The following is a 15,846-nucleotide window of genomic DNA, read 5'->3' on the forward strand; positions in this document are numbered from 1 at the left end:
ATAGAATATCAGGTGGTTATTGCGTCGGGGTTCCACCTCTTCCCATTCCGAACAGAGAAGTTAAGCCCGTCTGCGCCGATGGTACTGCACTGCAATGCGGGAGAGTAGGAGGCCGCCTTCTTTATTTTAATCCCCGGACACTAATGAAGTGTCAGGGGATTTTTTTTTGTGTCTGTGTGTCCCATTCTGCTGCAGTGCCGTTTTTTTGTATTTGTGTGTTCCTGTCCCGGCCCCTTCGCCATACTGCCGGCTCCGGCTGGTGCGGGAACGTTTGCCGCCCATCCGGCAGACGGCTCACCCGGCAAACCAGGTTTGATTACGGCCATAGCCTTGTAAGTCAGAAGAGAGGATATGATGGCTCAGTAGAGAATCAGTGGGGATAGATATAGTGGCGGGTATCGTGTGGGAATATCCGTATTGTCGTGGGGAGGAATTCCCGTATTGCCGGTGGATACATCCCCATGTAGGGACATCGCTTTGCGATGTGTCCGATGTAATGTATGCTACAAATACAGCTTGTTCATTAAGGGATATTTCCGTCTGACACGTGCCAAAGGCACGTCCCTACTTGTGGGATGCTCATGTGGGGGGCCTCCGCCCCTTCAATGAATGATGGCACATATTATACAAACCATGGTACATTTATACCATTGCAGATTCGGAATATTCCACATACCCATCCTTTCTCTCCCCGAAAGGGAGTCGGAGGGGCTGTCTGGCATGTCTATACTCGAGCATAGGAAGGTTTATTTTGCAGTGGAGAGCATATTCTATGTTCGGATGGTTCTATGCAACACTTTATAGCCGGAATTTTAATCTTCTGAATTTTCGTCTGATTGCACATATTGCAAGGATATGTCCATGCTGAACTGCCCCACAAAAAGTTAGACACAAAACTTTTTTGGGGGTACACTTCAATCGGTGGGACTCTTTTAGGCTAAATGTCAGGTGGCCATCCAAGATTCGAATTTGAAGATGGAGTTATTTTGATTTCTGTTTTATGAATTTCATTTGTTTTGGCAGTTTCTGCCACTTACCTTTATTAGGGACTTTAATCGTACTTCCATTCCCTTGTGTTAGTATAAGTGTGGAATCATTCTGTAGTGTCAGAGTAGCTTCCAGATCTTCACTTCCATAGTCATTAATGAGGTTAATAGTGGCTTTTTTAGTGTTTTTGCTTTTTATTTCTTTTGATGTGATCAGCCAATAAAAACTATTGTTTGGTTTGGCAAGATATCCGGGTATATTGCCGAATATTTCATGACCGGGTACAGCCAATCCTTCTCCATGTAGATCTAATCTTATATATACATTATATTCATCATTCAGGAAATATCCCTTGAAGTTATATTCTTGGGAGTAAATAGATGTTAGGTATGATATGAGTGCTATTGTGATTAAAAAGAGTTTTTTCATGTCGTTATATATATGAATAGATGTTATATTATGCAAGTTACAAAGGTAAGGCAATAAATGTATTTTGTGCAATCCTTTACGTATAAATTTTTAATTTTAAAAGTTTTTATTTTGCATTTTGCATTTTTTTAGTTATCTTTGCAGCATTATTTATACTTTGTATGGGAAAAGAAATGTTAGTTCCTGACTATATATTCGAGTCAAGTTGGGAAGTTTGTAATAAAGTTGGTGGTATATATACTGTTCTTTCTACCAGGGCAAAAACATTGCAAGAGTCTTTTCATGATAGAATATTCTTTATAGGACCAGATTTCTGGGTAGAAAGTGAGTCTCCGTATTTTGAGGAAGATAAAGAGCTTTTGGCAGATTGGAGGAATGCCGCTTTGAATGATGGTTTGAAGGTTCGTATAGGACGGTGGACAGTTCCCGGCAATCCAATTGCAATATTAGTTGATTTCCGGCCTTATTTTTCAATAAAGAATGAATTGTATGGAAGTCTGTGGGAAGATTTTAGAGTAGACAGTCTTCACGCATACGGGGATTATGATGAAGCATCGATGTTTTCTTATGCCGCAGCTCTCGTTGTTGAACATTTCTATAATAACAATATTTGTTCCGGACAGCGTGTTATCTATCATGGAAATGAATGGATGACAGGTTTGGGCTTATTGTATATTCATAAGAAACTTCCACAGATCGGTACTGTTTTTACAACGCACGCTACAAGTATCGGACGTAGTATTGCCGGAAATATGAAACCTTTATATGACTATCTTTTTGCATATAACGGTGATCAGATGGCTTCAGAGCTTAATGTCGAGAGCAAACATTCTATAGAGAAGCAGACCGCTAAGTTTGTTGACTGTTTTACAACGGTAAGTGATATTACGGCGAAAGAGTGTGAAGAATTGCTTGACAAGCCTGTTGATGTGGTTTTACCGAATGGTTTTGATGACAGTTTTGTTCCAAAAACAGCATCGTTTGGAAAAAAACGTAGGTTTGCTCGTGAAAGATTATTCAAGGTGGCTAATGCTCTTTTGGGAGAACTGTTTGATGATGATACATTGATAGTCTCGACGAGTGGACGGTATGAATTTAGAAATAAAGGTGTTGATGTATATCTTGAGGCAATGAACCGTTTGCTTCGTGACAAGGATTTGAAGAAAAAGGTTCTTGCTTTTATTGAAGTGCCAGGATGGGTAGGAGAGCCCCGTAGGGATCTTGTTGAAAGAATGAGCGAGGGGCTTACATACGATACTCCGCTTGAGGTTCCTCAGGTGACGCATTGGCTTCATGAGATGACTCATGACAATGTTCTGAGTATGATGAAGTTTTGTGATATGCACAACCGTAAGGAAGATAATGTAAAGGTGATATTCCTTCCATGCTATCTTGATGGCAACGACGGGGTGCTTAACATGACATACTATGATGTTGTCTTGGGCAACGACCTTTGCATTTATCCTTCGTATTATGAGCCATGGGGGTATACTCCGCTTGAGGCCGTGGCTTTTAAGGTGCCATGTATTACGACCGACTTGGCCGGTTTCGGTTTGTGGGCAAACAGTGTCAAGGGAAGATACAGCGACATTTCTGACGGTGTCAAGGTTATTCATCGTACAGACTATAATTATTCGGAAGTGGCCGATGCGATAAAAGATACGGTTACTCAATTCTCAAGATACACAAAGAAAGAGATTGATAGTGCAAGGAAGAATGCCGGTGCTTTGTCGAAAAAGGCTTTATGGAGTGAGTTTATAGGATATTATTATGAAGCTTATGATATTGCTTTGCGTAAAGCCAGTGAAAGATAAGATGTGAAGATAATTAAATTAGAATATTTTTAGATATGAAAATTAAGGCTAATTATGTAAATGCTCCTCAATGGAAAGAAGTAAATGTCAAATCAAGTCTTCCGGAAGAGTTGAAGTGTTTAGACGAGATGGCTCACAATATGTGGTGGGCATGGAACTATGAGGCAAGGGATCTTTTCAGAGACCTTGATCCTGTACTTTATCATGATGTAAGACACAATCCTGTTCTGCTTCTCGAGAGGCTGAGCTACGAGCGTAAGGAAGCGATTGTAAAGGATGCGGAAATGATGAAACGTATCAATAGCGTTTACAAATTGTTCCGTGACTATATGGATGTAAAGCCGGACTCAAACCGTCCTTCTGTTGCTTATTTCTCAATGGAATATGGTCTGAATCAGGTTTTGAAGATTTATTCCGGTGGTCTTGGCATGCTTGCCGGTGACTATTTGAAGGAGGCTTCTGACAGTAACGTTGATATGTGTGCTGTTGGTTTCCTTTATCGTTTTGGCTATTTTACACAAAGCCTGAGCATGGACGGTCAGCAAATTGCGAAATATGAAGCTCAGAATTTTAATTCCCTGCCAATAGAACGTCAGCTTGACAAAGACGGGAATCCCCTTGTCGTGGCAGTTCCTTATACAAATTATCAGGTACATGCCTACGTGTGGGTGGCTAATGTAGGACGTATCAAACTGTATTTGCTTGATACGGACAACGAGATGAATTCAGAGTTTGATAAGCCTATTACCCACTCACTTTATGGCGGTGATTGGGAAAACCGTCTTAAGCAGGAAATACTACTTGGTATTGGAGGTGTGCTGACACTTAAGAAACTCGGTATAAAGAAAGATATTTATCATTGCAATGAAGGCCATGCCGCCCTTTGTAACTTGCAGCGAATATGTGATTATATTGACAGCGGCTTGTCTTTCAATCAGTCACTTGAGCTTGTAAGGGCATCTTCCTTATATACAGTGCATACTCCTGTTCCTGCCGGTCATGACTATTTCGACGAGGGACTTTTCGGTAAGTATATGAGTGGATATCCTGCAAAACTGGGTATCACATGGGACGAGTTTATCGGTATGGGCCGCAATAATCCTGAGGATCATTCCGAAAGATTCTGTATGTCGGTATTTGCCTGCAACACCTGTCAGGAGATAAATGGTGTAAGTAAGCTTCATGGTTGGGTAAGTCAGAAGATGTTTGCCCCGATTTGGAAAGGTTACTATCCGGAGGAAAATCATGTAGGATATGTAACAAATGGCGTACACTTCCCGACATGGGCTGCTACAGAGTGGCGTAAGCTTTATACGAAATATTTCGACAAGAATTTCATGGCTGACCAGAGTAATGAGAAGATTTGGGAAGCTATATACAATGTGTCTGACGATGAGATTTGGGAGACACGTATGGCGTTGAAGAATAAGCTTGTCGATTATATACGCGGACAGTTCCGTGATACATGGCTTAAGAATCAGGGTGATCCTTCGCGTGTTGTGGCATTGCTTGAAAGAATCAACCCCAATGCTCTGATAATAGGTTTCTGCCGTCGTTTCGCGACATACAAGCGTGCCCATCTGTTGTTTACAGACCTCGACCGCTTGTCTAAGATTGTAAACAATCCGGAACATCCCGTACAGTTCCTTTTCTCAGGAAAGGCACACCCGGCCGATGGTGCAGGCCAGGGACTTATAAAGAAAATCTATGAGATTAGCCAGCGTCCTGAATTCCTTGGCAAGATAATCTTCCTTGAGGATTATGATTTCCAGCTTGCACGCCGTTTGGTTTCCGGTGTTGATATATGGATGAACACTCCGACACGTCCTTTGGAGGCTTCCGGCACATCAGGTGAAAAGGCTGAGATGAATGGTGTTGTAAACCTTTCTGTGCTTGACGGATGGTGGCTTGAAGGCTATCGTGAAGGTGCAGGATGGGCACTTACCGAAAAGCGTACATATCAGAATCAGGGATATCAGGATCAGCTTGATGCCGCAACAATCTACAGCTTGCTCGAGCGTGAGATTATACCTCTTTACTATAACCGCAATGAGAAAGGATATAGCGAGGGTTGGATAAAGGTAATCAAGAATTCTATAGCACAGATTGCTCCTCATTATACAATGAAGCGTCAGCTTGATGACTATTATGACAAGTTCTATTGCAAGGAGGCTGCACGTTTCAAGGTGCTTTCTGCTGACGATAACCGTATAGCAAAGGAGATTGCCCAGTGGAAAGAGGCCGTAGCTGAGCGTTGGGATGCCATAAACGTTGTTTCGGCAGAGTGGACCGTTCCTGCTTCAGGTGCTGAAACAGGTAAGGAATATACTCTCCGTTACGTAATAAACGAGCAGGGACTTGACGATGCGGTAGGCCTTGAGCTTGTAAATGTTCAGAAAGACAATAACGGTGAGGAACGCGTATGCAATATCTTCCCGTTCACGGTTGTTGGACATGAGGGTAATAATTATGTCTTCGAAGGTAAGGTCGAGCTTAATAACGCCGGTACGTTCAACAGTGCTGTGCGTATGTATCCGAAGAACAGCAAGCTGCCTCACCGCCAGGACTTCAGTTATGTCAAGTGGTTGCAGTTGCCTAATGTGAATGCATAAGTATAATATATTCTTATATAGATAAAATAAAAACCCTTCCAAAATGCCGTTGCCGGTTTTTGGAAGGGTTTTGTTTTACCATTAATAAATGGGATTAAGAATATATTCTCACGTTAAAAGCCGATGGTTTAAAAGTCAGATAAATAGACTTTTAAACCATCGGCTTTTATTAACGGTATATACTGTATATTACGGATAATATAGAACCGACCGTTAAGCATGTGTGTTAATGTTCGATATGCATTGACATCGCTTTGCGATGTGCACACCGTTCATCCGTCTTTATTTCAGGCAGCTTTCCACATAATCTTGGAGTTCCTTTCCCCTAAGTCCCTTTTTCAGGATCTTTCCATTTGTGTCAACCACTACTGTGAATGGTATGCTTTGCACTCCGAACATCTGTGCCGCTGAATTCTGCCATCCACGCAGGTCGGACAGTTGCGGCCAGTTCATTTTCATTGCGTTGACACCGTTCTTCCATGCCTCCATGTTCTCGTCAAGCGATATTCCTACTATTCCGAGTCCTTTGCTGCTGTATTTGTTAAGGATATCCTGCATTAATGGCATTTCCTGTCGGCACGGTCCGCACCAGCTCGCCCAAAAATCGAGTATCGTGATTTTGTTTTCCCCGATTAGTTTTTTTATGCTTTGCGGAGTCCTGTCCATATCATCCATATTGAAATCCGGTATGATTTTTCCTTCTGCCACATTACTTCGTCTGCTAAGCTCTTCCCTGATTGCTTTTGCAGCAGGTCTGTTCTGTTTGTCCTTTGGCATTTTGTCTATCAGTGCCAGATGAGCTTCCACCGGTATAACATCCTTATAATATGTAAGGATGAAATATCCGAATTCATTGCTGATATTCTTTTCCGCATAATTCATTATTACGGATTTGAACCGTTTCGTAAGTCTGTTTATCTCGGCCTCTTTTTGTTTTATTATTTCATGGTCGGGTCTGTTTGTATAGATTTCAGATGCTATGCGGTTTATCCTTATTCCTATGTTCATTACCGTGTCATTCATTTCCTGCCATTTTCTGTTGGTGGATGTTCCTTTCACGTTTGACATCATAGGACTGTCAGCCAGACTGATTTCAATTTTTCCGGGTTCGATGAAAAACGGAATGTTGATATTCCTGTTTTTCGGACTGTATAGCATGCAGAGAAATGTAGAGTCGGCATTGCCTTCCGTGCTGAACTTTCCTTCTTTTACAATAAGCGTATCTATAGGTGTGCCGTTATAGAAATCATTTGTTATAAAGAGAGTGTCGCCGTCTGCAATGTTCCTGCATGTTCCTTCTATCTTATATGATTCGGACTGACACGCCGCAAGTATCAAGCTTGCGGATGCCAGTCCAAGAATATTCCTTATGTTCATAATTCAAATGTATGACTACACCAGATATTGACTGCTGATGCTTTCATTGTTTATAACCCTGCGTATTGTTTCTGCAAACATATCCGCCACCGACAACTGTTTAACCTTTGCACAACGGTGGGAGTAAGGTATTGAGTCTGTGAATACTATTTCCTCGAGTGATGAGTTTTGTACGCGTTCGCTTGCCGGTCCGCTCATGACGCAGTGTGACGCACATGCCCTGACAGTCTTGGCTCCGGCCTCTTTCATTATATCCGCCGCTTTTGTTATAGTTCCGGCAGTGTCGACCATGTCGTCTATAATGACAACGTTTTTCCCTTTTACGTCTCCAATGATCTGCATGCTTTCCACCACATTTGCCCTGGCTCTTGTCTTATTGCAGAGCACCAGCGGGCATCCGAAATATTTCGCGTATGTGTTGGCACGTTTGGAGCCGCCTACATCGGGTGATGCGATTACCATGTCGTTCATCTTCAGGCTTTGCAGGTATGGCATAATGACTCCTGACGCATACAGGTGATCTACCGGGACATTGAAGAAGCCCTGAATCTGGTCGGCATGCAGGTCCATGGTTATGAGACGGTCTATTCCGGCAACGCTCAGGATGTCGGCAACGAGTTTTGCTCCAATGCTTACACGCGGCTTGTCCTTACGGTCCTGTCTTGCCCATCCGAAATAAGGTATTACAGCGTTAATAGTGCGCGCCGAAGCTCTCTTGGCAGCATCTATCATCAACAATAATTCCATAAAGTTGTCTGAGTTCGGGAATGTGCTTTGTACCAGGAACACATCTCTACCACGTATAGACTCTTCGTAAGATACAGAAAACTCTCCATCGGAGAATCTTGTAACGACGAGCTGTCCTAACGGGCATTTTAAACTTAGACAGATTTTTTCTGCCAGGTATCTCGAATTTGTGCCCGAGAAAACCATGTAAGAGTTTTTTTCACTCATTGTGTTTTTGTTAGTTTTGTATATGTATTTTGTTTTATCCTATTGCTTTTCTCAGTTTGTCAAAGTGGGATATAAGTTCTTTGTAGTCCAGTTGCTGATGTATGTCAAACCTGTTCCAAAGATCACCGCATATTACAACACCTCCGAATCCGAGGTCTTTGGCTATGCGTATGTTGTCGAGATTCATTCCTCCCATGGCATAGACACGGCGGTTGATGAGCCCTTTTTGTGAAGCCTCCTTAAGCTGTTCAAATGATAGTGTCGACTTGTTGTTGTCGTCCGACAGGCTGTCGAAGACATATTTCAGCAGGATATAGTCTGAATCTTTTCTGGCAACGCTTAAATCGTCAATGCTTTGGCATGTGCGGCTTAGGCGTCCCTTGAAGCCGTCGGGAGCCGGAGAAAAAGAATCGTCTATGTGGATGCCTCTCAGTTTGTATTCCTCTTTGAGATAGAAATGCTCGTGTACGGTTATCTTTCCGGCATAATCATCGGAAAGCAGGGTGAGAAGCCTCTCTGAATATATCGGAGCAGCACCGGGTTTGTATAAGTGCAGGCTTTCCATACCCTCCTCAAAAAGTGATGTGAGTATCTTGTCTTCTTCCACGAAAAACGTGGGTTTAGTCATTATTATAAGTTTCATTTACTGACTGTCTCTCTTCTGACTGCAAACTTACACATTTTTTTCCATTTATCCGTCTGTTTGATTAAAAAAGTATTGCTACGTGGCTATTCTTTTGACCTGGCACAATTTTTCGCATCAGCACTTTTGAGATAGTAAGGGCGCATGTCGGATATATGTCGCCCGCCACAATGCCATACATATATAAGGTTATATTGTTGTTTGTTGCGCATTGTATGACTTGTGCCAATATCGTGTCGGTTCTTTCATCATTATAAGCGAACATTATGTTTTTGACACTGTGATATGTAATAAAAATTCATGGCCTGCTCAGCGGTATGCGACGGCCCGTATGGTTGTGTTTGTAATTAACTGATATACAGTGGATTAATGTTTGTTAAAAGTATGCCAAAAATGAACAGCCTGTTCTTGCCCGATGAATAGGCTGTTCATGCTTGATGAATAGGCTATTCATTGAGCATGAATGGTATGTTCATCGGAAAAGGATTTTACGTATGGGTGGAAATGTAAATAGATTTCAAAAAAAATGCACCGTCGCTTCTTTATTAACCTTACTGCGTGGCTCTGTTATTATTAAATGAAATAAGGCAATCTGTTTTTTCAGTTTCGGAAAAATGGCTATCTTTGCATTCCATTAAAATACTACAAATGAGCAATACATATAAGAACATACCCACACCTATATATATAATAGAAGAGAAACTGCTGCGTCGCAATCTCCGGTTGATATCAGATGTTGCCCGCATGGCAGACATAGAGATCATACTTGCTTTTAAGGCATTTGCCTTATGGAAGACGTTCCCCATATTTCGTGAATATATAAACTCTACAACAGCAAGTTCGCTTTCCGAGGCTCTTCTTGCCCTTGAAGAATTCGGTGCGCCCGCGCATACTTTTTCCCCTGCCTATACTGACTATGAAATAAAAGATATCGCACGCTGCTCAAGTCATGTTTCATTCAATTCCCTCACACAGTTGCAGCGGTATGCAAAGACAGTGAAAGACGCAAATCCGGATGTGTCTATAGGATTGCGTGTCAATCCTGAATATTCGGAAGTCGGCACATTGTTGTATAATCCATGTGCGCCGGGGACGCGATTCGGGGTGATTGCGGATGAATTGCCTGAGGAATTGCCCTGCGAGATAGAAGGCTTCCATTGTCATTGTCACTGCGAGAGCGGGGCGGATGTGTTTCAGCGTACGTTGGCTCATATAGAGGCAAAGTTCGGAAAATGGCTTCCTCGGCTGAAATGGATAAATTTCGGTGGCGGGCATCTTATTACGCGTGACGGCTACGATGTGGAACTTTTAGTGGGAATGATGAGGGATTTCCATAAGCGTTATCCTGGTCTGCGGGTGATTCTTGAGCCGGGGAGTGCGTTCGCATGGAGGACTGGCTCGCTTGTGTCGCATGTTGTCGACATTGTGGAGAATCATGGAATAAAGACGGCGATTCTTGATGTCAGTTTCACATGTCACATGCCTGATTGTCTTGAGATGCCTTATCAGCCGGCAGTGCGTAATGCCGAAATGCTTCCGTTGGATAAGGCTGACGAGGAGAATACATATCGTTTAGGCGGGAATAGTTGTCTTTCCGGTGATTTTATGGGGTCTTGGCGTTTCCCGGCTTCTTTGAAAGTCGGTGACACTGTGGTTTTTGAGGATATGATACATTATACAACCGTAAAGACAACCATGTTTAACGGTATTGCCCATCCTGCTATTGGAATGGAGAAAACGGACGGCAGCATTGAAATATTGCGTGAATACGGTTATTCGGATTATAAAAATCGTATGGATTGAACTTTTTTTTGAAAAAAACATGGAAAAGTTTTGGCAGTTGAAAAAAAAGCAGTACCTTTGCAACCGCAATCGAGAGAGATGCTCCTTGTAAAAGGATATATGCGGAAATAGCTCAGTTGGTAGAGCACAACCTTGCCAAGGTTGGGGTCGCGAGTTCGAGTCTCGTTTTCCGCTCAGCTTTTTGAACAAAAAAGAGATTGAAAGAGGTTTCAATTTGTTAAATGCCCAGGTGGCGGAATTGGTAGACGCGCACGTTTCAGGTGCGTGTGTCGCGAGGCGTGCAGGTTCGAGTCCTGTTCTGGGCACTCTTTTTTATTCGCATTCTTATATGTTGGAGAGGTGGCGGAATTGGTAGACGCGCTACTTTGAGGGGGTAGTGTCAATCGTGACGTGGGAGTTCGAGTCTCCTCCTCTTCACCATATTCTTGTTTATTGCGGAAATAGCTCAGTTGGTAGAGCACAACCTTGCCAAGGTTGGGGTCGCGAGTTCGAGTCTCGTTTTCCGCTCTTTATGGTTATAAAGAATTTTTTTTCATTTGAAAAACAACACTTCGTTATGAATTTGTATTTGAGATATTTTGATAGAGAAATATTAGTTACCAATGTAGATGATGCCATTTCCTTTTTAGCCAGCATAGATGAGATAGGTATGAATCCTATATTGGAATCCGATGTGAGAGACTATGTGGCCAGTGATGTTTTTTATCCAAAAAGATATAAGATACGTCCGCGTGTTTATTTTATCATAATAAAGACAGAGGCGCCGACAATGGCGGATTTCAAGAACAAGAAAGCCTTGCATACCACTTCTCCTTCCGAAAAAGACCGTACGGGGTCTCCGGTATTGGTGAAGCTTAATGAGGAAGTGTTCGGATGGTACGAAGGGGAGGTTGACTTCAAGCGGGTGCTTCAGGTGCCCGGTACAGGAAAATTCCAGTATCGTGACACTCATTTTGTGGCACGTTGCAAGGCGTATTCCGGTATCGATTGCTATAACCGTATAATCGAGCATCTGCGGCAGCGGGTAGACTCACGCAGTCAGTTTCCTTCGGCTAAAGGAAAGAATTTCAGGTTCAGGTTTCTCGGTCTGTGCAAATAGTCTTTTTTTATTGTATCTTTGTATGTTTTATATTTAAGGTATGAATAAGGTGATGCTTATAGGTAATGTAGGTAAGGAGCCGGATGTCCGTTATGTGGATGCCGGAACCGCTGTGGCCCGTGTTACCGTAGCCACTTCGGAACGCGGATACACCTTGCCGAACGGTACACGGGTGCCTGAGCGTACAGACTGGCATACTGTGATATTTTGGAGGAGGCTTGCAGAGATAGTTGAAAAATATGTCCATAAGGGTGACAAGCTTTATATAGAAGGCAGAATACGTTATACTGTGTATGACGATAAACGCGGAGTCAGGCATAACGCTACCGAGATATGGGCGGAGAATATGGAGATGCTTTCTTCCAAATCCGTTTCATCCGCAGTGGTGGAACAAAATGGAACGGTTGCCGCAAGTGCTTCACAGGAAGACTGCCAAAGGGATAATAATTCGATAAATACGGAAATAGGCAAAGATATGCCTTTTTAAAAATATACAGTTTTGTTAGAAGATTTACAAGCCGCACTGTTACAGGTGCAATTTATCTCACCGGATTTGGGTACGGTAGTTTCCGGAGTACTTGCTTTTTTGCTTTTGTTTATGTCGGCATTTGCATCCGGTTCCGAAATTTCGTTATTCTCGCTGACACCGTCTGATATAGCGGAAATAGAGGAAGAGAAAGACAGGCGTGATTCAATGATAAAGGTATTGAGGAATGATTCCGAGCGCACATTGGCTACGATTCTTATAGCCAATAACCTTGTGAATGTTACTATAATCATGCTTTGCAACAACTTTTTTGAGCATATTGTTGATTTCGGCAATGCGCATATATTGCAGTTCTTGTGTATTACGGTCCTTCTGTCATCATTGTTGTTGCTTTTCGGTGAGGTGATGCCCAAGATATTCTGCGTTCAGCATCCGCTGATGTTCTGCCGCTGGTCGGCTTCCGGCCTTATTCTTGCAAGGAAGATATTCCGTCCTTTTGCCTCGGTTTTGCTCAGTTCCGGAATAATTGCCGGTAAGGTGATGCAGAAAGAAAGCCATGTGCTTAGTGTTGACGATCTGGAACAGGCTTTGGAGCTTACCGACAAAAACGACATCAAGGATGAGCAGAGAATGCTTGAAGGCATAGTCCGCTTTGGTGACGAGACAGCTCAGGAAATCATGACCAGCCGTCAGGATGTTGTGGATTTGGACTTCAGGTCTACTTTTCCCGAAGTGTTGAAATGTATCGTGGAGAATAATTATTCACGCATACCGGTATATCAGAACAATAAGGATAATGTGCGTGGTATATTATATATAAAGGATTTGTTGCCACACTTGGGCAAGCCTTCGAATTTTCGTTGGCAGTCGTTGATACGTCCTCCACATTTTGTTCCTGAGACAAAGAAGATCGACGCCCTGTTGCGTGAGTTTCAGGAGAACAAAGTGCATATTGCCATTGTGGTGGATGAGTTTGGAGGCACGAGCGGTATCGTTACGTTGGAAGATGTCCTTGAAGAGATTGTCGGGGAGATAAATGATGAATATGACGAGGAAGAGAAAAATTATGTGAAGCTGAGTACGAATACTTATATTTTTGAAGGGAAGACATTGCTTAGCGACTTTCATAAAATATTGAATGTCGATGACGATGTGTTTTCCGCAGTGGAGGGAGACGCCGACACCGTAGCCGGCTTGCTTCTTGAATTGAAGGGGGATTTTCCCGCCTTGCACGAAAAGCTTGAATATGCTCCTTTCGCGTTTGAGGTCATGGAGATGGACGAGCGGAGAATATCCAAAGTGAAAGTGACTATAAAAGAAATGGTGCCGGTCTCTGCTGATGGTAAAAAAGATTTATGATGCGTTATTTTATTGAACTTCAGTATGACGGCACGCGTTATCATGGCTGGCAGATACAGCCAAACGGTGTTTCTGTTCAGGAGGAGTTGCAGAATGCCCTTTCCACCTTGCTAAGGGCAGAGACAACGGTTACCGGTGCCGGACGTACGGATGCGGGCGTACATGCGCGGATGATGGTGGCTCATTTTGATTCTGACAAGAAAACAGACTGTGCCGGACTTGTCTATAAGTTAAACCGTTTTCTTCCGCGTGATATATCTGTCGGCAATATATGGCCGGTTTCCGGTGACATGCATGCACGGTTCAGTGCGGTATCACGTACATATCATTATTATATACACACACGAAAGCTGCCATTTGCCGTTTCATATTCGTGTGAGTTGCATTATGAGCTTGATTTCGACCTGATGAATGAGGCGGCCTCCGTTCTTTTGGAGTATAAGGATTTCGGTGCATTCTGTAAGAGCCATTCGGATGCCAGGACTACATTATGTGACGTGACGGATGCCGGATGGCGGAAGATATCATCATCGCAGTGGTATTTTACCATAACGGCCAACCGTTTTCTTCGTAATATGGTGCGTGCTGTTGTCGGCACTCTTATCGAGGTCGGGCGTCACAGGTTGACACCCGAGGATTTCAGAAAGGTCATTGAAGGCGGAAAACGTACGGCGGCAGGAGAGTCTATGCCGGCACATGCATTGTTCTTGGAAGAAATAAAGTATTGACATGTGGTTGGTTTTAGCATTTTTTTCTGCCGCTTTATTGGGATTTTATGATTCTTTCAAAAAGAAAGCATTAGGCGGCAATGCCGTAATACCGGTATTGTTCCTGAATACGCTTTTCTCGTCTCTCATATTTTTGCCGTTTGTCTTGTTGAGTATGTATACAGGAATGCTTGACGGAACTGTTTTCCATACTGCGGCAGGAGGATGGGAGGAGCATAAGTACATATTGCTTAAGAGCTGTATCGTGTTGAGCAGTTGGGTTCTGGGGTATTTCGGCATAAAGCATCTTCCGTTGACTATTGTAGGGCCGATAAATGCCACACGTCCGGTGATGGTGTTGGTCGGTGCGTTTGTGTTTTTCGGTGAGCGTCTGAATTTGTGGCAGTGGACCGGTGTGTTGCTGGCTGTTATGTCGTTTTTCATGCTCAGTCGCAGCGGAAAGAAAGAAGGTATCGATTTCAGGCATGACCATTGGATATGGATGATTGTCGGGGCGGCCGTGCTTGGAGCCGTTAGCGGTCTTTATGATAAGTATCTGATGGCTCCGGCGGGAGAAGGTGGTGTCGGCCTTGACCGTATGATGGTACAGAGCTGGTATAACATCTACCAGTGTTTTATGATGGGAGGTATGCTGTTGCTTTTGTGGTGGCCGAAGCATAAGACAACCACACCGTTCAGATGGGATTGGGGAATAGTATGTGTGAGCATATTTCTAAGCGCCGCTGATTTTGTATATTTCTATTCTCTGAGTCTTCCCGGAGCCATGATAAGTGTTGTTTCGATGGTAAGGCGCGGAAGCGTATTGGTCAGTTTCCTCTTTGGAGCCGTTGCTTTTCACGAAAAGAACCTTAAGTCTAAAATTGTCGATCTTGCCCTTGTGCTGCTTGGAATGATATTCCTTTACATTGGTTCCGACTGACAGTTTGTAGGATTTTGTATCAAGATAGTGGATTTTTGTTTCCAGACAAGAGATAAAAGGTAAGAATATTTGTATATCCGGATATTAATGTTTATATTTGCATGGCAAGTATAAACATTAATATCAAGATATTATGATAGATTATATCTCCGGACATCTTTGGCAACTTTGGTCTGTAATAGCATTTCTATGTCTTATTTTCGAGATGACCACGGGCACGTTTTACCTTCTGTGTTTTACGGTTGGTGCCGTGGGTGCGTTGTTGTCTTCGTTTGTGTGCGGCTTTTATGCCCAGATTGTCGTGTTTGCGGCAGTATCTGCAATATGCGTGTTTCTTGCGCGTCCTTTTGCAGTTAGATACTTTCATCATGACGGAGAGGCACGTGTGAGCAATGCTGACGCTATAATAGGGCGTATAGGCACTGTAACTCAGGTTATAGAGAAAGACGGCTACGGACGTGTGGCAATTGACGGTGATGACTGGAAAGCGGTTTGCTCTGCCGGATTGTTGATTCCTGCAGGAAATAAAGTGAAGGTTATAGGGCGCGACAGCCTGATTATCGACGTTGTTCCGGCATCGTCCGTGGATATTGCCTGATGGTGAGTATTACTGTAATTTTAATTATTTAACTATA

Annotated in this window: 14 protein-coding genes, 4 tRNA genes and 1 rRNA gene; 14 read left to right on the plus strand and 5 right to left on the minus strand. The window is 43.1% G+C overall.

The genetic code is table 11. The features are described 5' to 3' along the window. Positions 1-8: 8 nt before the first annotated feature. A 5S ribosomal RNA gene (gene rrf, locus HPS56_RS02075) occupies positions 9-121 on the plus strand. Between the two features lie 19 nt (positions 122-140). Here the strand turns inward: rrf and HPS56_RS02080 are convergent. Both HPS56_RS02080 and HPS56_RS02085 read right to left on the minus strand, forming a co-directional pair. Next, a complete protein-coding gene (locus HPS56_RS02080) occupies positions 141-326 on the minus strand; it encodes a hypothetical protein (protein ID WP_172273134.1) in 186 nt (61 codons plus the stop codon). 655 nt (positions 327-981) lie between these two features. Continuing rightward, positions 982-1,416 (minus strand): hypothetical protein, encoded by a 435-nt coding sequence (locus HPS56_RS02085; protein WP_172273137.1) that lies wholly within the window; start codon positions 1,414-1,416, stop codon positions 982-984. Between the two features lie 161 nt (positions 1,417-1,577). Here HPS56_RS02085 and HPS56_RS02090 point away from each other — a divergent pair, with 161 nt between their 5' ends. Then, complete coding sequence (locus tag HPS56_RS02090; protein ID WP_172273140.1) at positions 1,578-3,230, plus strand: glycogen/starch synthase; 1,653 nt, start codon at positions 1,578-1,580, stop codon at positions 3,228-3,230. Positions 3,231-3,265: 35 nt separating this feature from the next. Then, positions 3,266-5,842, plus strand: coding sequence for an alpha-glucan family phosphorylase (gene glgP / locus HPS56_RS02095; protein WP_172273143.1), 2,577 nt, complete (start codon positions 3,266-3,268; stop codon positions 5,840-5,842). 282 nt (positions 5,843-6,124) lie between these two features. Here the strand turns inward: glgP and HPS56_RS02100 are convergent, their stop codons facing one another. The 3 genes from HPS56_RS02100 to HPS56_RS02110 are packed head-to-tail and all read right to left on the minus strand — an operon-like array spanning position 6,125 to position 8,816. After that, complete coding sequence (locus HPS56_RS02100; RefSeq protein ID WP_172273146.1) at positions 6,125-7,219, minus strand: TlpA disulfide reductase family protein; 1,095 nt, start codon at positions 7,217-7,219, stop codon at positions 6,125-6,127. A 15-nt stretch (positions 7,220-7,234) separates the two neighbouring features. Next, entirely contained in the window at positions 7,235-8,173 is a 939-nt protein-coding gene (locus tag HPS56_RS02105) for a ribose-phosphate pyrophosphokinase (protein WP_172273149.1), read from the minus strand. Between the two features lie 34 nt (positions 8,174-8,207). After that, complete coding sequence (locus HPS56_RS02110; protein ID WP_172273152.1) at positions 8,208-8,816, minus strand: thiamine phosphate synthase; 609 nt, start codon at positions 8,814-8,816, stop codon at positions 8,208-8,210. Positions 8,817-9,464: 648 nt separating this feature from the next. Between HPS56_RS02110 and nspC the strand changes: the two genes are divergently transcribed. The 11 genes from nspC (at position 9,465) to HPS56_RS02165 (ending at position 15,809) form a co-directional block, all read left to right on the plus strand. Continuing rightward, positions 9,465-10,619 (plus strand): carboxynorspermidine decarboxylase, encoded by a 1,155-nt coding sequence (nspC, locus tag HPS56_RS02115; RefSeq protein ID WP_172273155.1) that lies wholly within the window; start codon positions 9,465-9,467, stop codon positions 10,617-10,619. 101 nt (positions 10,620-10,720) lie between these two features. Beyond that, positions 10,721-10,793: transfer RNA gene (locus HPS56_RS02120), tRNA-Gly, on the plus strand. A gap of 49 nt (positions 10,794-10,842) precedes the next feature. Then, a tRNA-Leu gene (locus HPS56_RS02125) sits at positions 10,843-10,924 on the plus strand. Between the two features lie 28 nt (positions 10,925-10,952). Beyond that, positions 10,953-11,039, plus strand: a tRNA-Leu gene (locus HPS56_RS02130). Between the two features lie 14 nt (positions 11,040-11,053). Continuing rightward, a tRNA-Gly gene (locus tag HPS56_RS02135) sits at positions 11,054-11,126 on the plus strand. A 49-nt stretch (positions 11,127-11,175) separates the two neighbouring features. After that, entirely contained in the window at positions 11,176-11,718 is a 543-nt protein-coding gene (locus HPS56_RS02140; protein WP_172273158.1) for a hypothetical protein, read from the plus strand. Positions 11,719-11,758: 40 nt separating this feature from the next. Next, positions 11,759-12,205, plus strand: a complete 447-nt coding sequence (locus tag HPS56_RS02145; RefSeq protein ID WP_172273161.1) for a single-stranded DNA-binding protein — start codon at positions 11,759-11,761, stop codon at positions 12,203-12,205. Between the two features lie 12 nt (positions 12,206-12,217). After that, entirely contained in the window at positions 12,218-13,564 is a 1,347-nt protein-coding gene (gene gldE / locus HPS56_RS02150; protein WP_256372601.1) for a gliding motility-associated protein GldE, read from the plus strand. Continuing rightward, positions 13,561-14,292, plus strand: a complete 732-nt coding sequence (gene truA, locus HPS56_RS02155) for a tRNA pseudouridine(38-40) synthase TruA (protein WP_172273164.1) — start codon at positions 13,561-13,563, stop codon at positions 14,290-14,292. Before gldE ends, truA begins: the two co-directional genes overlap by 4 nt. Before the next feature lies 1 nt (position 14,293). Beyond that, positions 14,294-15,211 (plus strand): DMT family transporter, encoded by a 918-nt coding sequence (locus tag HPS56_RS02160; protein WP_172273167.1) that lies wholly within the window; start codon positions 14,294-14,296, stop codon positions 15,209-15,211. A gap of 133 nt (positions 15,212-15,344) precedes the next feature. Further along, positions 15,345-15,809, plus strand: a complete 465-nt coding sequence (locus HPS56_RS02165; protein ID WP_172273170.1) for an NfeD family protein — start codon at positions 15,345-15,347, stop codon at positions 15,807-15,809. Positions 15,810-15,846 lie beyond the last annotated feature (37 nt).

This window comes from Xylanibacter muris (genome assembly GCF_013166605.1).
Taxonomy (GTDB): domain Bacteria; phylum Bacteroidota; class Bacteroidia; order Bacteroidales; family Bacteroidaceae; genus Prevotella; species Prevotella muris.